Raw genomic sequence first — 20,850 nt, forward strand, 5'->3', positions numbered from 1 at the left:
TTTCGACATAGGGAAATAGTGCTTATTTAATATCTTTGTATTCAGCAGCAAGGCCTTTTTGAACGCCAGGGCGGTCGTTGATGCGTTTGGCCCATTCCATTAAATGAGGATAGGATTCAACGTCTAGGAATTTTGCGGAGCCTTCGTAAAGGTTGCCCAGAACCAAGCGACCGTACCATGACCAGTTGATGATATCTGCGATGGTATAAGTATCGCCGGCTAGATATGGACGTTTTGCCAATGTTTTATCGAGTAAGTCGAGTTGGCGTTTTGTTTCCATAGCATAGCGGTCAATGGCGTATTTAATTTTTTCAGGGGCATAAGCAAAGAAGTGACCAAAGCCACCACCAACAAATCCACCTCCAGCTACTTGCCAAAACACCCAGTTCATTGTTTCTGTCCGCCCATGGATATCCGTTGGAATTAATTGCTGATATTTTTCAGCTAAATATAATAAAATTGACCCCGACTCGAAAATATTTAAGCTAGGTTCCACACTATGATCGACCAAAGCTGGAATTTTTGAGTTAGGATTGATGTCAACAAAGTCCGAACCAAATTGATCGCCATCACCAATGGCAATGCGATACATATCATAGTCGGCACCTTCAACGCCAAGTTCTTTCAGTTCTTCTAGCATAACGGCCACTTTAATCCCATTCGGTGTCCCTAGTGAATACACTTGTAACGGCGCGTCACCAACAGGTAAAGTTTGTTCGAAGCGACTGCCAGCAGTTGGGCGGTTGCCACTAATATTGTCGTTTTCATCGTCCCATTCCCATACTTTAGGTAATTGATACTCCGTCATTTAACCACTCCTTAATAAATATCATTGCTTCTACTATACCATTTACACAAGGTTTTTGCTAAAAAGAAGCTTGTTTTTGTTCACAAAAGAGGGTATACTAGTTATTACATTGCTTTATACGGGGGCATAGCTCAGTTGGGAGAGTGCTTGCATGGCATGCAAGAGGTCACCGGTTCGAGACCGGTTGTCTCCATAAAAAGTTTTTATAAGTTTTCAGGAAGCACCTTCGGGTGCTTTTTTTGTTCGTGGGGATGTGTTATGAGTTGGTAGACGGGCTGACACTTCCCACTCACAGCTAAAAGCGTGATACCTTTTGAGGTTTACCCATAACCCGTTCAGCAAAATCATCAACTTTCCTATCACTCAACAAAACCAAAAAAGCGAAACCCGTCATAAACACTGGTAAACCAGCCCTCATAACAGATTTCACTTTAAAAACTTTATTACCTTATAACACTTGCCCTAAAAAACCGCCTTAAACACCAAAAATTTACCTAAGTAGTCCTATTAAATATTGGATACTTTCATTCTCCCACAATATATACAAACCCAATAAGATAAACACTACCGGAACGATGATGCGTTCGTATTTTTCTATGGTATTTTGAATCGTTGGAATAAAAGCAAAGCGTTCACTGATTTCACATAAAATGATGACACCAATTGCAAATACTCCAGCAACTACTAGGACTTCCACCAGACTCAATCCGGCAAGATAAGGAATATAGATACCAAGATTGTCTCCACCAGAAGCGATTGTTAACAAAGCCACAGTTAAAAACAATCGATTGGGTGAGCGTTCTTCTAGTCGTTCCATGACCTCTTCGTCTTCGTCATCATCTTCGCCTACTACGATAAACCGAATCCCTAGGTAAATCGGTACTAAACCTAGCAATCCAATCATCCAGTCTTCCGGCACAAAATTCAAAATAGATGCTGCCACTAGACTCACAATAAATAAAATTGCGGTTCCGATGTATTGCCCTAAATAGATATGTTGCTTCAACCGATGATGCTTCACCTGTGCGAATAAAATAATCAGTATCACCACATAGTCGATACTGGTTGATATATAAACTCCAATCGCTGATAAAATTAATTGACCCATGTCGATCTCCTCTCAGATATTTATTTATAGAAGATGGATAGACGGGCACAGACACATTAACTTAAAAGTCGCCAAAGGATATGAATGAATAAACTGATTCATACCAATCTCCTTAAAAATGATATTTAACAAAAATAATATACCATATATGCATTAAGTTAGCTAAGCTTTGATGAATCAAAATCTCTAAAACTCCCCAAAGTTTCAATGTCCTCATTCCGGTCAAAGTAATCAATCAAACTGCTCCTAAAATAACTTTCAATCTTCGTATAAGTGCTCTTTTTTAGGACTAAGCATCGCAATTTTCCATTGGACAGGATCTTCGATCCACAGCTTAACTAAGCGCTCCATCATTTGAGAGAAAACATTGCCGACAGCATGTTAGGCATCAACCTCGGCGTCCCAGCCCCGATTGCCTGGTTCCCATTCTCTGGCTGGAAAACTCATTTTACGGCGATGGACACGCCAACGGCAAAGACGGCCTAAACTTCTACACCCATACCAAAGTCGTCACCGCCCAATACAACACCAAAAACTTCTAATAAATATCTCTTTTAACGCGATGGCTTAGTAGCTAAAACGGCTATGCAAATTTTCTGCATAGCCGTTTTGTTTAATTGAATTCTCATATTCCATAGTGTAAAGTAGTTCTATGTTTGTATTTATTGGAAGAAGAGGTTGCGATGAAATATCCATTATTAGAAATAAATTTACAGAAACTATTTGAAAATGCGCAGTTGATTTGTGATTTATGTGCTGAGCGTGGCATTCAAGTCGCAGGTGTGATTAAAGGTTTTGGCGGGATGATTGAATGCTCACGGGAATTTATGAGGGGCGGTTGTTCGCAGCTAGCCAGTTCACGTATTGAGCAATTAAAAAGAATCTCACAAAGCGAGTTGGACATTGAGACTTTGTTGTTGAGAAGTCCAATGTTGAGTGAAATCGAAGATGTTGTGGCTTATTCCGACATGTGTTTAATTACAGAAAAAGCCACTTTGTTAGCCTTGGAGTCCGAAGCCAAAAAGCAAAAGAAAAAATACAAAGTGATTTTGATGTACGATGTCGGCGATCTACGCGAAGGGATTTTTGATCCAGAAGAATTTGTTGAAGCAGCGGTATTTATTGAAAGGGAATTGGATTGGGTTGTGCTTGAAGGGGTTGGCTCGAATTTTACTTGTTACGGGTCGGTGGTGCCGACAGTGACGAATCTGGAGCGGCTTTGCACTTTGGCCGAGACGGTTGAGGCTGAGATTGGGCGGGAACTGGCTCTGATTTCGGGTGGCGCGACAACTTCTGTGCCGCTGGTGGTGGACGGGACGATTCCGAGACGGGTGAATCATTTGCGGATAGGCGAGGCGATTTCGACCGGTTTCGATTTGCGTGAAAATTACGATTGCCATTTGGAGGCGCAGCACGACGATGTGTTTACCATTACTGCTGAAGTGATTGAAGTCAATTCGAAGCCAACTTTTCCGATTGGAACGCGGGTAAAAAATTCCTTTAGTGAAACCGTGGAATATGTCGACCGCGGCGTGCGGAAACGGGCTCTGATTGCGTTGGGGCATCAAGATATTGGAGATGCCAAACAGCTAATTCCACTGGATCCTGCGATAGGGGTTTATGGGGACAGTAGCGACCATACGATTTTGGATATTGAAGATAGTGAGTTCGATTACCATGTTGGTGATTTGGTGCAATTTAAGGTTCAGTACCAAGCGATTTTGTATGCGTCGACTTCGGAGTATGTGGCGAAGCGGTTTGTGTGAGGGGATGGGATGTGCCGGTTCGGCTGCTCATTCGGCATATAATTGTTGGGATATGGATAGAGTCCACAAAAATATGTAAAACTATGAAAGGACGAGGCTAAAGTATTAAACTAGTCGCAGCAATGAAGTCACTTTTGGTATTCGTTGAAGAAACTATTGGCTACTTTATGCCTACGATAACTCAATAAGTGATACAATATCTACGAATTATTCTCGCGGTCGGATGAAAAGGTAGTTTTATCCGAACGGTGGGTACTCGCTCGGTTGAAATGGTGGCTTCATCCGAGCGGTGACTGCGCGCTCGGTTGAAATACTCGTTTCATCCGAACGGTGAGCCCGCGATCGGTTGAAATACTCGTTTCATCCGAACGGTGAGTCCGCGATCGGTTGAAATACTCGTTTCATCCGAACGGTGAGTCCGCGCTCGGTTGAAATACTCGTTTCATCCGAACGGTGGGTCCGCGCTCGGTTGAAATGGTGGCTTCATCCGAGCGGTGAGTCCGCGCTCGGTTGAAATACTCGTTTCATTCGAGCGGTGAGTCCGCGCTCGGTTGAAATAGGATAAAATCCACAAAAACAGGCACACCTTAACTTCCACCTACAAAGTTAACATGCACCTTCAATTTCACTCTCAATCAATCCCACTAAAACTTAATCCTCAGCCAGAACCCCTTCAATAAAAGCAATGGTTTCATCCAAACAAACCAAGGCATTTTCATTTTTGAATTCAAATTGGTATTCGTGGTTCACTTTTTGCTTGCCCTTTTCAAAAAATTTGGTTTGCACTTCGACGCCTAGCCCTCTCAGCTTATTAGCAAACGTTAAACCTTGTTCTTGAAAGGTATGAGAGTTTCCGTCTGTAATATAGCTAGTTGGAAAATTGCCGTTCACATGATCTGCGATCGATGCTTCAAATAATTCTGCCCGCTCAGTCCACTCATGGCTTCGAATCAAGGTTCGCGAAATCGTTCGCAACATGTAACGCACCATAAAACTCTCATGTTTTTGCGATGCCCACTGACTCATGGCCAAAGGACCGCAGTAAGAAATAAAACCTTTGATGTTTTCTACGTCCACCCGCTTGGAATAGCCCAGTGAATTCCGGTAAGCGTCATTCGTTTGTAGCAATACATACTGGCCTGCAATTTGCGCACCCGCAGAGTCGCCGCCGAAAATAATATGCGAGAAATCCAGATATTTATTTAAAATGGGCTCTTTTAATAAATACTGCATGGCAGCATCCAGCTGGTTTAATTGGCTGGGATATTTATTGGTGGGGGTTAAACCGTAATTCAAGGTTATCACCGCGACTTTGGCCCGATGCGTTAAATAAGTGGCAAACTCCTTCATCTGCGACTTGTCGCCACCGACAAAACCGCCACCGTGCAGCCAGATCACCACCGGCAGCTGCTCATCGCCCTTGAGCTGGCTGGGCAGGTACAAATCGTACACGCTTTTATCGAAATAATCGGAATAACTCAAATCGCGCATCACACTGACATGCCGGCTCGCCTGAGCATACAATTCCGGGTTTTTAATCCCATAGGGGTGGCTAAACAGCTGCTTCATCAAGAAAGCTTCCGGCTTGGGCGTCACACGGCTCGTGGCATAAGCTGCCAAAGCTGTACCACCAGCTATTCCACCAATCCACCCCAAAACTTTTCCTATCTTTTTCAAATAAATACCCCTATCTTTTGCGTGAAACTTCTATAGTAATAGGCCGCGTTTTTTCATCTCCGGCTTAAATAGCTCATAATTCTCCTGCGCCTGGTCAAAAAATTGCTTGTAGAAAAAGCCGTAAGCCGCCACCGCATAGGCCGTGCTGTTTTTATAAGTATCTAATTTTCGAAAAATTTCCTTTAGCTGACGGTCATTCAAATTACCCTTTCGCAAATTCTGACGGTCTTTCTCCATTTGACGACGATTTTTCGACCTGCCTAGAAATGAGTACAATATACTCCCTGCCACAATCACAAACACCCAATATAAAAATTCCATTTAACCCTCCATAAAATTCCGTCGCAACAGCACATACTGTTGCATATCGTGAAAATCATCGTGATAACGCTCAGCATCCGGCTGCGTCGCCAAAAAGTCAAACCCCGCCCGCTTCGCCACCTCAGCCGACGCAACATTTTCCACATCACAATAAATATCAATGCGATTCAACTCAAGCATTTTAAAACCATAAGCCGCCACTTTTTTCACACAGCGCGTCATAATCCCTTTTCCAGTATAAGCCGAGCTCAGCCAATAACCAATTTCCGCCCGGCCATTTGTCGGATTGATAAAATGCAGATCTATCGTACCCACAATTTGATTCTCAAATTCGATGACGAACAAGTAAGTTTTCCCCTCGATTTGCTGCTGCGCCATCATCTTTAAAAAATTCAGCTCATCCTGAACACTCGTCGTCTTCTCCACCCAAGGCAAATAACGACCCAAATGCTCCCAATCCCCATCCACCAAATTAAATATCGCTGCCGCTAACTTTTCTGTTGTTGTTGGTGCCACCAAATTCAAGCCCTCATCGACCGGCATCCTAAAAAGATACTGCTCCATCAAACACCTCTTCATTTCATTTATAAAAGCTTAACACGATTTACACAAAAAGTCTTTAGGGAGATGTTGGTTGTGGGAAATCCTGTTTATGTGAAGTGAGTTGGAGTTAATGCAGAAGAGGCGCTTTGATAGCGCCTCTTTTTGGTGGGTAGGGAGCGGTGGTGGGGATTTTTGTAGGAACTAGGCCGCGTTTGACAAACGCAGGGAACTAAATCCATTTGAGGGGCACGCGTTCACTAAACGTAGGGAACTAAACCCGTTTGAGGGGCACGCGTTCACTAAACGCAGGGAACTAAATCCGTTTGAAGGGTACGCGTTCACTAAACGCAGGGAACTAAATACGTTTGAAGGGTACGCGTTCACTAAACGCAGGGAACTAAATCCATTTGAGGGGCACGCGTTCACTAAACGCAGGGAACTAAATCCGTTTGAAGGGTACGCGTTCACTAAACGCAAGGAACTAAATCCATTTGAGGGGCACGCGTTCACTAAACGTAGGGAACTAAATACGTTTGAAGGGTACGCGTTCACTAAACGCAGGGAACTAAATCCGTTTGAAGGGTACGCGTTCACTAAACGCAGGGAAATAAATCCATTTGAGGGGCACGCGTTCACTAAACGCAGGGAAATAAATCCGTTTGTGGGGTACGCGTTCACTAAACGCAGGGAAATAAATCCATTTGAGGGGTACGCGTTCACTAAACGCAGGGAAATAAATCCGTTTGAGGGGTACGCGTTCACTAAACGCAGGGAACTAAATCCATCCGAAGAGAACACGTTCAGCACACGCATAAAGCTCATGCGATTTTAAAGGCACGTGTTCAAAATTCTCACATTGATAACACACCGAATCGCCAAGCTGTCCCAATTCTCAGATATTTATTTGGTAGAAGTGAGTATTGGATTGTCGCACGAGTGGAAAGCGCGTCGCAAGGTGTCGCCGGATGGTTTTTATCGATATCACGCCGCCCATCAAAGCAAAAACATTTCCTGCCGTCACCATCTCGGGGTTGTTGTAAAATAAATATCTCAATTCCACGGCATGTCTTAGAATCACGCTCCCTAACATTTCGTCTTTTCCACAAACTGAGCAAGTAATTGAATATTTTCCCCGCTCACAACCGCGCCCCCCACACTCACCACACAAAATCCCGCTCCAAACCGACCCGAACTCCCTAGGCGCCAGCCCCGTAAAGCCAATACCATACGGAACACGAAAATTGTCCAGCATCCTCCTCACATTTGCTACCCCACTCGTGTGCATCTTGCTAATATTTTTAATACTCCAGAAAAACTCCCTCAGCTGGTGTCGACAAACCGCCTCCCCAGTAAACGACTCATCAAAAAATGTCTGTCCAAACTCATTAATAAATACCGCTATGGATCGAATTTGAATCCGCGTGTCTAGCTGATGGGCAATTTTCGTCAAGCGTCGTTCGCGCTCGGACATATTCGCAAAGAAATTTTCTACCTGAAGCTTGCCATTGTGCCAACATTGACCGTTCTTATATTCGAACCGCCCTTCATAATTTTTTACATCCACTTGGATCCACAACAAACTGGATAGCAACAAAAAATCTGCCTGCATCCGCTTGCCTTGTTCAAACCAATAATCGTACTCCAACAGCCAGTCCTGATTGGCCAACCGCTCAAACAAACGGGCAAACTCGCACTCGCCCTCAAATCCCTTTTGCATGGCATACAATTGCCTTTTCCCTTCTTCATCCAACATCCCACGCTGCCCCATCGCCTCCAACACCATCAAATGATTGCTTTTTTTCATAAATAAATACCTCCTTAAAAAGCCTCTCTCTATATATACACATAAAAAGGCGATTTCCATTATTTTATTTATAATATTTATTTATGGTATAATAAAATCGAAAAGGAAGGGGGCGAAAAAAATGAAGAAGGAACTGCCAACAATGGGTTGGTCGCCAGAAGCTGAGGACGAAATTAACGAAGCGATTGTGGAAAGTAACGGCATGCAAGGCATCCAATGTGCCAACTGCGTGGAAACAGATTTTCATTTTATTGATTCGGAAGATGGCATCCAGGCCTTAATCGCTGCGCTCAACACTGACGACACAAAATAAAACGCAAAAATCCGACCTTTTGATCACAAAGGCCGGATTTACTTATTCTACCACAAAGGCTTGGTAAGGAATACGGATTGCCAAACCACTTTCATCATAAACATAATCGGTGTGCTCCAAAAACTCGCGACCTTGGCCAGCGTTATAAGCCAGTTTAAACATGGCTTCCCCCATCGCCTGCTGATCTTGGGTCACACTCCCCGACATAATCCCGCGCGAAACCAAATCCAACGCTTCTTCCGTCCCATCGACACCAAAAACCGGAATAAAGTTGTCATTAACTTCTCTACCTAAATTAAAGTTACGTTCTTGCAAAGCCCGAATTGCTCCTGCTGCCATGGAATCGTTGTTGGCAAAAACGATATCAATATCGGCCAAATCCTCTTCCAACCAAGTTACCATCGCTTCATAAGCCTTGTCAGCATCCCAAGAAGCAATCTCTGAAGCCAATTCATTGACCTCAATGCCAGCTTCTTCCACCGTTTTGACTGAATACACGGTTCGCAGGGTTGCCTCCAAATTATTGGCATCCCCACTCAGCATCACATAATCCAAGACACCATTGCTGTTGCGGTCATACTTTTCATCGCTCAACCACAAGTCGGCAATCATTTCTCCTTGAATAATTCCGGCCTCCATAGCCATGGACCCCACATAGCGCGCCTTAGCGTAATCACTATAAGAAGTCAGCTCCGATTCGCGGTTAAACAAAATAATCGGCAAATCGGCCTCTGACGCTTTTTCCACTGCCATATGGGCAAACTCCGTGTCCACAATATTGACCAGCAACACATCCACACCTTCAGCAATCAAACGGTCAATTTGTTGCAGCTGCAAGTCTTGGTCATTTTTCGAATTCAACGTCAGCGCCTCAACATTGTCATAGCCTGCGACCAAACGCTCAAAAGCCACCCGTACAGACGTAATATACACATCATCAAACTTATAATAAATAACGCCGATTTTAATATCTTTATCGGCTTTCAAGCCAAAGCCTTCCGCTGCCTCGACTGAGACGCCTACAAACAAAAACAAACACACACACCAAAGCTTCACCCATTGTTTCATTTTATGACCTCATTTCCTTCCAAGGGAAAATTAATCGTGACCTCAGTCCCATAATCCAATTCGCTCTCAATCTTGACGCCATACTCTTTCCCATAATAAATTTGCAAACGCTGATGGACATTAATCAAACCCACCCCCATCTTGGCATTCGGCGAATTGAGGTGTTGGCGGATCGAGGCTAATTTTTCCTCGTCAATGCCTAAACCATTATCCGCAACAGTCACAAGAATTTGCCCGCCATCTCGCACGACCGTCACATTAATTTCCCCGTGGTCCACCGTCCGCGACACCCCGTGGTAAATGGCATTTTCAACCAAAGGCTGAACAACCAACTTAATCACCTTTGCCTCTTTGAGATCAGCAGGGATATTTATTTGGTAAGAGAACTGGCTTTTGTAGCGTAAGGACTGGATGACGAAGTAGTGCTCGACGTGCTCGAGTTCACGCTCGAGCGATATTATTTCTTGGCCTTTGCTGAGCGAAATTCGGAGCATTTTGCCGAGGGCTTGGACCATTTCTGAGGCATCTTGATTGTTGCCGCGCTCGATCATCCATAAAATTGACTCGAGGGTATTATACAGAAAATGCGGCTGAATCTGGGCTTCAAGGGTGTTGCGCTCGCTTTTGCGCAAGGCTTTTTCCTCAGCTTGAATGCGCTCCATCAAATAATCGATCGTATCCACCAGCTGATTGTATGATTGCGTCAGAAAATTCGCTTCCTTATAGGCATTGGACGCGGTCAGCTTGGTTTCATCAATCCGATTCAATTTAAATGACTGCATCTTGACCACAATATTTTCCAGCGGCCGCGAAATATAATTCGAGGCGATAAATGAAAAATACCCAATCACAATCAAAATCACAATAAATATCACTGCCGACGACTGGAGAATATTGTTCAACGAACTCCCAATCAGGTCGTTAATATAGGTCACATGCACCACGGTCCAGGGGGTAATGCCTAGGCGACTGGTGGCTGCGACAAAGTCATTGCCGGTTTCTATAATCAATTGATTATCCAAGCGCTGGCCTTGGATTTCTTCATGAATGTGCAGTGTCCGTTCATTTAAATTATCCGGCGTGTAAATAATATCGCCTTGGTCATTAATAATGTAGGAATCCCCATAAGTCGTATTGAAATCCGCCTTGTAATAGCGTTCCAATAGGTTGTGGCGAAAATCGGCAATCATGATATAGTCTTGGTTGTTATGGACAAAAGGAACCGTGACAGAAATCACCTGAACATCATTTTGCCGATAGATTTTTTGCTGGTGCGGAATGGAATAAAGGGACTGGTCAAATTGTTTGTCGGGATCATACCAATCGGCTTCAAGTGGTCGTACGCTGTTTGAAACATTAGCTGTTCCATCTTCTTCACCATTAGCATCTAACAAACGGCGGTAGGAAGGGGCAAAGGCATAGATGTCCCCTTCTGGTGCAACAATCGTGATGGAATCTAAATCATGGTTGAGGCTAACTGATGAATCAATTAACTCTTGCAAGGCATCCCTATCATGGTCGTGTAATTGCAATTCAATTGAGACAGCCCGTAAAATATTATCCATGCTCAAAAACATATTTTGCAAGGATTCACTAGTTTGCATGGCATTAATTTGAGTGGTTTCAGCCGTTTGATCGATCAAAAGATTCCGTTGAAAATTGTAGGATACGGATAAACCGATAATCAAAACAACGGCTGCCAAAATCATTAAGACGGCAAAAATTAGCCGTTGTAAAGGTTGCGTTTGTCGCACATTGTCACCTACTTTTTGTTGAATTGTCGCATTTGACGAGGCGATTGACCAAAGTACTTTTTAAAAGAATATGAAAAATAATATTGGTCGGTATAACCGACTGCTTGAGCAATTTCATGAATCCGTTTGTTGGTGGTTAATAACATTTCTTGACCGGTTAGCATGCGTTTTTCTATCAAATGATCTTTAAAAGTCTTACCGGTCTCTTTTGAAAATAAAGTCGATAAATAATTGGGCGTAATAAATAATTGATCGGCTAAAATTTGTTGACTAAAATCCGGCTGCTGAAATTGTTCATCAATCATCCGCAAAGCCTGGGTTGTAATGGTTTCTTTTGTTTCATCGTGTTTGTTTTGAATTTCTTGTAAAATATTTAAGGCGATGCCCCCAAAGGTCTCAAGAATCACTTCAGTAAATTTCCCCCGTGAAGCCAGAAAATAATCAATTTGTTGGTTAATAAATAACGAATTGACCTCCGCAGAGACAGTTTCATAATACAAACGAGTCAGTTGCCCAATCAGTCCTAATAAAATAGAAAAGACAAATGAACTTTGGAAATGTTGGGTCTTTACCAGCTCATTGAGTTCGTCAATGGCCAACTGCAAATCATCCACTTGGCCTAACTTCACAGCACGGTTAATCGCTTCCAAAATTAAGTCCGTCGATTGAATATTGTAGTCAGTTTCTGTGACAACGTCTGAAATAGTGATTTGTGTAAATTCCGGGTGTGTACTTCCATACTCTAAAGCATTCAAGGTTTGTCGGTAGAGGTGGTTTAAGTTGGACAATTTGTCCGTTGTTGCAGAAATCCCCATCATGGTATGTACATTGAATAACTTGTTCAGCGATTGACGAATATCCGTTAATAAAATATCTAAAGAGTGTTCAAAAAAAGATTCCTTCCCATTCATAATCACCATAATGGATTGATTATAACGGAAAACTTCCCCTTGTCCGTAACGATGAATAATCCGTTCAACAGACGACGTATAAGACACCCAGTCGATTTCTTTATAAAACACAATATCCTTGGTATAAGTATTTACTTCTTCATTTAAATGCAGACTACCCTCTTCGGATAAGACAATATTGATAATAATATAGCGCGGACCATTTAGACGGACTTGGTAAAGTTGCGCCTGGTTGGCTAAATGCCCTTCATCATTGGAAAAATAAGCGTTATTTATTAGAGAAATTAAATAGGCTCTGCGGGTTGCGTCAAGCGACTGCATGTATTGTTGCGTTAGGTGGTTAATATCGGTTGCTTGGCGGCGGTCGGCCTCAATGGCATTGGTGACCCGCTGTAAGGCGGCATATAGGTCATCGACCGAAATCGGCTTTAACAAATATTCATGAATATTCCAGCGAAAGGCTTCTTGGGCGTATTCAATGTTATCAAAGCCAGTCAATATAATGATTTTTATGGTCGGATCAATAATTTGTATGTGCTGGGCTAATTCCAGGCCATCCATGACCGGCATCCGAATATCGGTAATCACCACATCGATTTTATTTTCTTCCACCAAAGCCAAGGCTTCTTGGCCATTGGACGCATCGCCGACTAATTTAAAGCCAGCCTCTTCCCAATCAATAACATTAACAATCGACTGACGCACCGCTTCCTCATCATCGACAATGATTAAATGTTTCATTTTTTGATCCCTTTCTTCTATAAAAGCTTCACTTTTAGTTTAAATAAATATCGCTTACATAACAATAGAATTCGTATTTATCCTAAAAAAGTGTAGAAAATTCCATCAAAAGTGTAGAATTTTTCGAAAAAATGTTTTAATCAGTGAAAATGATAGCGTTTCACTCTGACTTTCGTGAAGATTTTTTATAAAACATCCATAAAAACTGCATGGATTAAAGTGTTAGCGTTTTCTATTATTAAGATAACAAATCTATAGGAGGATGTATATGCGCAAGTTTTTCTCAGCTGTTATGGCGTTGGTTATGACGTTGGTATCTTTTGGAGGTTTCACACAAGTTCAAGCTCAAGAAGGTCAGACATTTGAAATTGGGGTAGCCATTTATCAGTACAATGACAACTTTATGACGCTTTATCGTGAAGAATTAGGGAACTATTTTGCTGAATTAGCTGAAGCAGACGGTAATACTTACAATGTGGATTTCCAAGATGGTCAAAATAACCAAGCGACACAAACAGAACAATTGAACAACTTTATTGCTCAAGGTAAGGATTTGATTATTGCTAACTTAGTGGATCCAACAGGTGCAGAGCAAGTTATTTTATCTGCACAATCTGCGGATATTCCGGTGATATTTATTAACCGTGAACCAGATATTGCAACAATGGAATTATGGCCAGGTAAAACAACATATGTTGGGGTTGATGCCCGTCAATCTGGTGTGTTCCAAGGAGAAATTATTGCTGATTTAGACAATAACGGTGATATTAACGGTGACGGTGTTGTCAGTTACTTAATGATTATGGGTGACGCAGGTAACGTGGATGCGGAACAAAGAACACAATATTCTGTTGAAACTTTAGAAAAAACTATTGAAACAGCTAGTTTAGGTGAGCACCAACGTGGTAACTGGGATCAAGCTCGTGGACAAGAAATTGCTGCCAATGCTTTAAGTCAATATGGTGAAGAATTAGAAGTAATTTTCTCAAACAATGATGGTATGGCACTAGGTGCCGTTCAAGCGATTGATGGCGCAGGCCGTGTGGTTAACGAAGATATTTACATTGTTGGGGTGGATGCTCTGCCAGAAGTGGTTGAATTAATTACCAATGGTGCATTTACAGGAACAGTATTAAATGACCACTTTAACCAAGCGCGTACAGCGGCTGAAGTTGGGGTTCGTTTATTAAATGGTGAAGAAGTAGCGCCTTATTTCTGGCATGACTATGTGAAAGTGACATCTGCGGAAGAAGCTGAGTTAAAACGTTTAGACTTTAATGAAGAAACAATTGAAGAATACCAACAACGTTTAGAAGAAACATATGGTAGCGCAGAGTAATTAAGACACAATTGATTTGATACGAGGCGTCAAGTGATTACTTGGGGCCTCTGTTTTTTAGGAGATGGGCACAATGAATGAAATTATTTTAGAAATGAAACAAATAAATAAAGCTTTTCCAGGTGTGCAAGCTTTAGATAATGTGCAGCTGACGTTAAAAAAAGGAACTGTGCATGCCTTGATGGGCGAAAATGGTGCTGGAAAATCAACTTTAATGAAGTGTTTGTATGGGATTTATTATAAGGATAGCGGGGAAATTATTCTTGATGGCCAGGAAGTCAATTTCTTAAATTCGAAGGCCGCCATTGATGCCGGGATTTCAATGATCCACCAGGAATTGCAGCCGATTCCGATGATGACCGTTGCGGAAAATATCTTTTTAGGTAAATATCCCAAAAAAGGCCTTTTTGTCGACCACGACAAGATGAATGCTGAAAGCAAACGTTTCTTGGATATTGTCGGACTAAATATCCCTGCCGATACCTTGTTGACGAATTTAACCATTTCCCAGCAACAATCGGTTGAAATCGCTAAGGCTATCTCACATGATGTTAAAATTGTCATCATGGATGAACCAACGTCATCGTTAACCTCAAATGAAGTGGACAAATTATTTGATATTATTCGCACTTTAACCTCACAAGGTATCGCCATTATTTATATTTCTCACAAGATGGATGAGATCTTAGAAATTTCTGATGAGGTCACGATCATGCGAGATGGTAAGTACGTGGCAACCCACCAAGCAAAGGACTTAACCAAGGCGCAAATTATTCGCGATATGGTTGGACGTGAATTAGTGAATCAATTTCCTGATCATGTGGATGAATCAACTGATGAGGTCTTGTTGGATGTCCGGAATTTTACTTCCCCTAACCCCTTGTCCTTTAAAAATTGTTCTTTCCATTTGAAGAAAGGTGAAATACTTGGAGTAGCTGGTTTAGTTGGAGCCCAGCGTTCAGAATTAATGGAAGCCATTTTTGGTTTAAGAGACACGGAGGCTGGAGCAGAGGTATTTATTAATGGGAAAGAAGTTTCGATTAAGTCGCCAAAGGACGCGATTGATAATAAGATTGCGTTAGTTACTGAGGACCGGCGGCATTCGGGGATTTTTGGCGTGTTGTCGATTGCAGATAATATGACGATTGCCTCGATTGCAGATTATAAGGGTACGGCTGGTTTGCTGGATGAAGGCGCGATGAAAAAAGTGGTTGACCATGGGATTGAGTCGCTCCGGGTTAAAACGCCGTCAGCTAGGACGCGGATTGAGAATCTGTCCGGTGGGAACCAACAAAAAGTGATTTTATCGCGTTGGTTGGCAACTTCGCCTGATATTTTGATTTTGGACGAGCCGACACGTGGGATTGACGTAGGGGCTAAGTATGAAATTTATGAAATTATCGATGCTTTGTCACGTGAAGGTAAGTCGATTATTATGATTTCGTCAGAGATGAGTGAAATTATTGGGATGTCTGACCGGATTATGGTCATGTGTGAGGGACGGATTTCTGGTTATGTTAGTCCTGAAGAAGCTACGCAAGAAAAGATTATGGAATTAGCTACTGCATTTATGAAAACGTCGCAAGAAGTTATTGAAGAGGTGAATGAGAATGGAAAACGTTAATGTGAAGCAAAGAGTGTCTGTCAAAGAATGGTTAATTGAAAATGCCTTGGTGGTTGTTATTATTCTAATGGTGATTTATACCGCCATCTCAGCTAATAACTTCTTAAACTTCCACAACTTATCCAATATTTTATCCAATGTGGCAGTCCGTTATATTATTGCGCTGGGTGTATCTGGATGTTTGATTATTAAAGGGACGGACTTGTCAGCAGGTCGTATTGTTGGGATTACAGCCGTTGTTACTGGTACTTTACTACAAAGACCCGACGCCGCTGGCGTTTTATATGGAAATATCGCTGGTACTCCCATTCCGGTTGCTTTAGTGATAGCCATGGTTGTGGGCTTGCTATTTGGTTTAATCAATGGCTTGATCATTGCTTACTTGAAGGTACCGCCATTTATTGCAACCTTGGGTACACAAATCGCCATTTTCGGTTTGAATCAGTTGTATTCACGCAATAGCCCAATTGGATCCTTGAATCAAAGCTTTACCCGTTTTGGGACGCAAGGTTTGAAATTAGGCCCTGTTACGATTCCTTGGTTGGCTTTTGTGGCCTTAGTGGTGGGGATTGTGATATTTATTTTGTATCGTAAAACGGTTTATGGTAAGAACATGTATGCTTTGGGGGGCAACGAGGTCGCGGCTGAAGTGTCTGGGGTGAATACCAATCGGACGAAGATTTTAGTGTTTACTGTGGCTGGTTTGTTATATGGTTTGGCTGGTTTCTTGTTGACAGCTAAGACCGGTTCGGCTGCGGTTACTCTGGGGACTGGTTATGAGTTGGAAGCCATTGCAGCGGCTACCATCGGTGGGGTTTCGACAACTGGTGGGGTTGGTACGGTGCCGGGTATTTTAATCGGGGTACTGGTGTTCGAGTTACTAAAGACTTGCTTGCAATTCTTGGGCATTTCGCCGGAATTGACCTTGGTTTTCCAAGGAGCGGTGATTGTGATTGCGGTCGCCTTGGATATACGTAAGACCTTGCGTCGGAAGTAAGGGATCTGGAGAGTTTGGGCGTTTTGGGTGGATTGGTGTTTAAGCTGTATTGGGAGTTTTTGAGATGTTTGGATGGGTTGGTGAGGCCTGTTCAAACATTTTTTGTTGGGATGGGGGCTGGGGGGTGAGGATGGCGAGAGTTGCGGGATCAGACGAATATTGAGTTGATATTCGTCTGATTGAGAGTGGATTAGACGGTTTTGATGCTACATTTCGTCTGATCCGTGGCAGATTAGACGGTTTTGATGCTACATTTCGTCTGATCCGTGGCAGATTAGACGGTTTTAATGCTATGTTTCGTCTGATCCATGGACGATTAGACGGTTTTGATGCTACATTTCGTCTGATCCGTGGCAGATTAGACGGTTTTGATGCTACATTTCGTCTGATCCGTGGCAGATTAGACGGTTTTGATGCTATGTTTCGTCTGATCCGTGGCAGATTAGACGGTTTTGATGCTATGTTTCGTCTGATCCAAGGACGATTAGACGGTTTTGATGCTATGTTTCGTCTGATCCAAGGACGATTAGACGGTTTTAATGCTATGTTTCGTCTGATCCGTGGACGATTAGACGGTTTGGAGGCTAACTTTCGTCTGATCCGTGGCAGATTAGACGGTTTTGATGCTACCTTTCGTCTGATCTGGTTGGTTCTGACACATAAACAAGCTTTTCACGTCCGAAAGCCCAGTTGCTGACGCAAAAGCAGAGTTTTCACGGCAGAATGACTTCGGGACACGGACTTGTAGCAGTAGCATCCATTATCATCAGCAGTGATATTTATTTGGAATGGGCTGTTTCATCGCGTTGCTATCGGCTATACTTGGGGGAAGAGAGAGATTTTGGAGGTGGCTTGTGTTAGATGTTTTGATTAATAATGTGTTGGGTACGCCGGCGATTTTGGTGGGTTTGTTTGTGTTGGTTGGGTCGATTTTATTAGGTACGCCGATTGCGGAAATCATGACTGCGACTTTCAATACGATTATTGGCTTTATTATGTTGAATCTTGGTGCGGGGATTGCAGCTGATACCTTGGATAATTTTTCGGCGATGTTTGTGGAGGCTTTCGGGATTCAAGCGGCGGTTATGTCGACGGATGCGATGGGGGCTCTGCTGTTAGAGGAGTATCCGTCGGCTACGATTATTTTTGTCATTGCGATGATTCTGAACTTGATCATTGCGCGCTTTACGCGTTTTAAATATATTTATTTGGCGTCACATTTAATTATGTACTTGAGTGCCATGTTTGCGATGATTTTCGAGCCTTTGCCTTATTGGCCGGCGATTATTTTAGCGGCGGTTATTATTGCTATTTACATGGCGGTCTCCCCTGCTTTATTGCAACCTTATACCAAGAAAATTACTGGTTCGGATGAATTTGGGGTGGCTAACGCAGGATCCTTATCCTTTTTCATTGGTGCCTTAGCTGGAAAGCTGATTGGAAATCCAGAGCAGTCGACGGAAGATATGCAAGTACCACAATCACTCGGATTTTTGAAAACACCTGCGATCTCTATTTCTTTAACCATGAGTGTTTTATTTATTACTTTAGCGGTTATTAGTGGGCAAGACTTCGTCCAAACACAGCTGTCATCCGGCGTGAATTATATTTTCTTTGCTTTCATGCAGGCGATTTATTTTGCAGCAGGAATTGAGATTTTAATTACGGGAGTCCAGATGGCTCTGCGGGAAATTGTGCCGGCCTTTAAAGGGATTGCCAACCGTCTGATCCCCAATGCGGTGCCAGCCCTAGACTCTCCAGTCATGCTGCCGTATGGTTCCAATGCACTGATTCTAGGATTCCTAGTTTCCTTAGCAGTGGGAATGGCAGGGATATTTATTTTGCCGATGATGGGTTTGCCGATTATTATTCCGGGGATGCAGCAGTATTTTTTCCTGGGCGGGATTACGGCGATGTATGGGAATGCCACGGGTGGTTATAAGGGCGCGATTGCTGGGGCGGTGTGCGTTGGTTTGATTATGGTATTTATGCCGGCACTGTATATGGTCTATGTCGGCGGTCCGACCGATACGATTGTGTTTGGCGATGGCGACTTCCTCTTCCTGGGGGTATTTTTTAAATGGTTGATGCAATTATTTTCATAGACATCGCTCTTTTTTAGTGCTATCATGTGAACAGTTAAAAGACCTTTAAATCAGTACGAGATACTTGTAAGGTAACAGGACAACACTTTTTTTGTGCGCCTTACGTTACGGTAAGGCGTTTTTTTTATGCCTACGGTCTTTAACACAATATACGGAAGGCAGGTGCTGTTAAAACCGATGGTATTGAAACCATCCCTTTAAGAAAGTTCTGTGAGACTTTTCAAGGGTCCGCTAAGACTTTTAATAAATATCTCTGCGGGTCTTGACCCATAACAAGACAGTATAAAAAACTTATGGAGGTTTTTAGATGGAAAACACTACAAATAAAGATGTGATTGGATACCTACCCAATGAACGCCCTGCCCTATGGCGCTTAATGTTATATGCCTTGCAACATGTGATCGTGATGTTTCCAGCGACCGTTGCAGTAGCCTTAATTACAAATTTTCACATTTCAACAACTATTTTTGCAAGTGGCTTTGCAACTTTATGTTTTATCTTGGTAACAAAAGGACAAATTCCTTTGTACTATGGCTCTAGTTTCTCATATGTTGCGGCGATTGCAGGCTTAATGGGGTCTGACGCTTTAGCCGGATTACCTTTAAACGACCAAATCGCCCACGCACAATTTGGGATTATCTTATCAGGTTTTGTTTCAATTGCTGCCGGAATTATCGTGGATAAATTTGGCCGTGACAAAATCGAACAAATTCTTCCTGCGACCATTACTGGTCCAATTGCCATGATTATTGGTTTAACTTTAGCTAGCAATGCCTTATTGGATGCGACATCCATCGTCATCGATTCTGCTGGGACACTAGCCGTTGCTGAATCACAAATCCAATTAGCCCAAAATATGGCTTGGACAGTGTCGCTTGTAACCTTGTTATCCACCATTTTATTCTCGGTTTACTTAAAAGGTATGTGGGGACAGTTGCCATTAATTTTAGGTCCAGCGGTTGGGATTGTAACGGCTTTTCTAGTACAAGCGGTTAGCGGTGTGAACTTGTTTAAATCTTTACCTGAAGTAGCCAACCAAGGGATTTTTGCTCTACCCATTTTTACCATGCCGATTCCAAATTGGATGGCAGTCGCAGCGATTATGCCAATCGCTTTAGCGACGATTCCTGAGTCCACTGCCCATGTCTATCAATTAGATATTTATGTGAATGACTTGGCGGATAAAAAAGGCAGACCTCATTTCAATATCGCTGACAAACTGGGCTTGAACTTAATCGGTGACGGGATTGGTGATATTGTGTCTGGATTTGTCGGTGGTCCTGCTGGAACAAACTATGGCGAAAACATTAGTGCCATGGCGATTACACGGGTATATTCTGTGCCAGTTCTGATTGCAGCAGCTGTGATTGCTATGGTGATTGCTTGCTTTACACCTTTGGTTAACGCGATTTATTCGATTCCTAATGCTGTCATCGGTGGCCTAGAAATTTATTTATTCGGAGCGATTGCTGCACAAGGGATTGCGATTATGTTAGATAAAAAAGTTGATCTTTTCGATTCAAAAAATATCGCTGTCATTGCCACGATTATGATTATTGGTGTGGGTGGCCAGTACGCCTTTGGTGGCAATATTCCATTCTTTGGCATTGAAATTCCATCGGTTGCCGGCGCTTCGATATTTGGGATTATCTTGAACTTTATTTTGAGTTTTGGAAGTAAGAATAATGTTGCAGCGGAATAGGTTAGAATATTAAGTTGTAAACAAAATAATTCGAACTTTTAGTCATAGCAGAACCGTCAAAAGCCAAGTGGCTTAAGCAACGCTATGACTGAAAGTTCGAATTATTTTTGGTTCTTTGTCAAATAAGGTTGATGAATAAGATTTAGAGGCCAAGTCACATTTTTATGTGACTTGATCTTTTTCTTTGGTTCCGGTTCATAGAGTCGTGTCATTAATAAAATACGATCTCTAAAATAGCTGAAATTGCGATATCCATAAGCATTTCTTTT

At 42.5% G+C, this 20,850-nt stretch carries 17 protein-coding genes, 1 tRNA gene and 1 pseudogene; 10 read left to right on the forward strand and 9 right to left on the reverse strand.

Features of this window, described 5'->3' with window-relative positions:
• Positions 1 to 22: 22 nt before the first annotated feature.
• Positions 23 to 808, reverse strand: coding sequence for a glutathione-dependent disulfide-bond oxidoreductase (gene yghU / locus ACTQ54_RS11500; RefSeq protein ID WP_441757023.1), 786 nt, complete (start codon positions 806 to 808; stop codon positions 23 to 25).
• A gap of 120 nt (positions 809 to 928) precedes the next feature.
• On the opposite strand from yghU, the gene ACTQ54_RS11505 reads away from it, so the two are divergent.
• A tRNA-Ala gene (locus tag ACTQ54_RS11505) sits at positions 929 to 1,001 on the forward strand.
• A gap of 297 nt (positions 1,002 to 1,298) precedes the next feature.
• On the opposite strand, the gene ACTQ54_RS11510 is transcribed toward ACTQ54_RS11505, so the two are convergent.
• A complete protein-coding gene (locus ACTQ54_RS11510) occupies positions 1,299 to 1,916 on the reverse strand; it encodes a CadD family cadmium resistance transporter (RefSeq protein WP_441757025.1) in 618 nt (205 codons plus the stop codon).
• A 354-nt stretch (positions 1,917 to 2,270) separates the two neighbouring features.
• Between ACTQ54_RS11510 and ACTQ54_RS11515 the strand changes: the two are divergent.
• Positions 2,271 to 2,458, forward strand: a pseudogene (locus ACTQ54_RS11515) (aldehyde dehydrogenase family protein); the annotation flags it as partial.
• Positions 2,459 to 2,599: 141 nt separating this feature from the next.
• Complete coding sequence (locus ACTQ54_RS11520) at positions 2,600 to 3,682, forward strand: alanine racemase (RefSeq protein ID WP_441757027.1); 1,083 nt, start codon at positions 2,600 to 2,602, stop codon at positions 3,680 to 3,682.
• A 651-nt stretch (positions 3,683 to 4,333) separates the two neighbouring features.
• On the opposite strand, the gene ACTQ54_RS11525 is transcribed toward ACTQ54_RS11520, so the two are convergent.
• The 4 genes from ACTQ54_RS11525 to ACTQ54_RS11540 form a co-directional block, all read right to left on the reverse strand.
• Entirely contained in the window at positions 4,334 to 5,359 is a 1,026-nt protein-coding gene (locus ACTQ54_RS11525; protein ID WP_441757029.1) for an alpha/beta hydrolase, read from the reverse strand.
• Between the two features lie 30 nt (positions 5,360 to 5,389).
• Positions 5,390 to 5,680 (reverse strand): hypothetical protein, encoded by a 291-nt coding sequence (locus ACTQ54_RS11530; protein WP_441757030.1) that lies wholly within the window; start codon positions 5,678 to 5,680, stop codon positions 5,390 to 5,392.
• On the reverse strand, positions 5,681 to 6,244 hold the full coding sequence (locus ACTQ54_RS11535) for a GNAT family N-acetyltransferase (RefSeq protein WP_441757032.1): 564 nt from the start codon (positions 6,242 to 6,244) through the stop codon (positions 5,681 to 5,683).
• Between the two features lie 871 nt (positions 6,245 to 7,115).
• Positions 7,116 to 8,027 carry an NERD domain-containing protein gene (locus ACTQ54_RS11540; RefSeq protein WP_441757034.1) on the reverse strand — a complete coding sequence of 304 codons (912 nt, stop codon included), beginning with the start codon at positions 8,025 to 8,027 and terminating at the stop codon, positions 7,116 to 7,118.
• 121 nt (positions 8,028 to 8,148) lie between these two features.
• On the opposite strand from ACTQ54_RS11540, the gene ACTQ54_RS11545 reads away from it, so the two are divergent.
• Positions 8,149 to 8,340: a hypothetical protein gene (locus ACTQ54_RS11545; RefSeq protein ID WP_441757036.1), complete on the forward strand. Its 192-nt coding sequence runs from the start codon at positions 8,149 to 8,151 to the stop codon at positions 8,338 to 8,340.
• A 42-nt stretch (positions 8,341 to 8,382) separates the two neighbouring features.
• On the opposite strand, the gene ACTQ54_RS11550 is transcribed toward ACTQ54_RS11545, so the two are convergent.
• From ACTQ54_RS11550 to ACTQ54_RS11560, 3 genes are read right to left on the reverse strand one after another with little or no spacing between them, the layout of a single operon-like run.
• Entirely contained in the window at positions 8,383 to 9,408 is a 1,026-nt protein-coding gene (locus tag ACTQ54_RS11550; RefSeq protein ID WP_441757038.1) for a galactose ABC transporter substrate-binding protein, read from the reverse strand.
• The gene (locus tag ACTQ54_RS11555) at positions 9,405 to 11,162 is read right to left on the reverse strand and encodes a cache domain-containing sensor histidine kinase (protein WP_441757040.1); all 1,758 of its coding nucleotides are present in this window, start codon (positions 11,160 to 11,162) and stop codon (positions 9,405 to 9,407) included. The genes ACTQ54_RS11550 and ACTQ54_RS11555 overlap by 4 nt, the downstream gene beginning before the upstream one ends.
• An 8-nt stretch (positions 11,163 to 11,170) precedes the next feature.
• Positions 11,171 to 12,814, reverse strand: coding sequence for a response regulator transcription factor (locus ACTQ54_RS11560; RefSeq protein ID WP_441757042.1), 1,644 nt, complete (start codon positions 12,812 to 12,814; stop codon positions 11,171 to 11,173).
• Positions 12,815 to 13,082: 268 nt separating this feature from the next.
• Here ACTQ54_RS11560 and ACTQ54_RS11565 point away from each other — a divergent pair, with 268 nt between their 5' ends.
• The 6 genes from ACTQ54_RS11565 (at position 13,083) to ACTQ54_RS11590 (ending at position 20,581) form a co-directional block, all read left to right on the forward strand.
• Entirely contained in the window at positions 13,083 to 14,153 is a 1,071-nt protein-coding gene (locus tag ACTQ54_RS11565) for a galactose ABC transporter substrate-binding protein (protein ID WP_441757044.1), read from the forward strand.
• Positions 14,154 to 14,226: 73 nt separating this feature from the next.
• Positions 14,227 to 15,777: a sugar ABC transporter ATP-binding protein gene (locus tag ACTQ54_RS11570; protein ID WP_441757046.1), complete on the forward strand. Its 1,551-nt coding sequence runs from the start codon at positions 14,227 to 14,229 to the stop codon at positions 15,775 to 15,777.
• Positions 15,764 to 16,774, forward strand: coding sequence for an ABC transporter permease subunit (locus ACTQ54_RS11575; RefSeq protein ID WP_441757048.1), 1,011 nt, complete (start codon positions 15,764 to 15,766; stop codon positions 16,772 to 16,774). The genes ACTQ54_RS11570 and ACTQ54_RS11575 overlap by 14 nt, the downstream gene beginning before the upstream one ends.
• 292 nt (positions 16,775 to 17,066) lie before the next feature.
• On the forward strand, positions 17,067 to 17,471 hold the full coding sequence (locus ACTQ54_RS11580) for a hypothetical protein (protein WP_441757050.1): 405 nt from the start codon (positions 17,067 to 17,069) through the stop codon (positions 17,469 to 17,471).
• Positions 17,472 to 17,628: 157 nt separating this feature from the next.
• Entirely contained in the window at positions 17,629 to 18,879 is a 1,251-nt protein-coding gene (locus ACTQ54_RS11585; RefSeq protein ID WP_441757052.1) for a PTS ascorbate transporter subunit IIC, read from the forward strand.
• A 307-nt stretch (positions 18,880 to 19,186) separates the two neighbouring features.
• Entirely contained in the window at positions 19,187 to 20,581 is a 1,395-nt protein-coding gene (locus tag ACTQ54_RS11590) for a uracil-xanthine permease family protein (protein ID WP_441757053.1), read from the forward strand.
• Positions 20,582 to 20,850: the final 269 nt, after the last annotated feature.

Origin of the sequence: Fundicoccus sp. Sow4_H7, from assembly GCF_052115865.1 — a bacterium.
Lineage (GTDB): Bacteria > Bacillota > Bacilli > Lactobacillales > Aerococcaceae > Fundicoccus_A.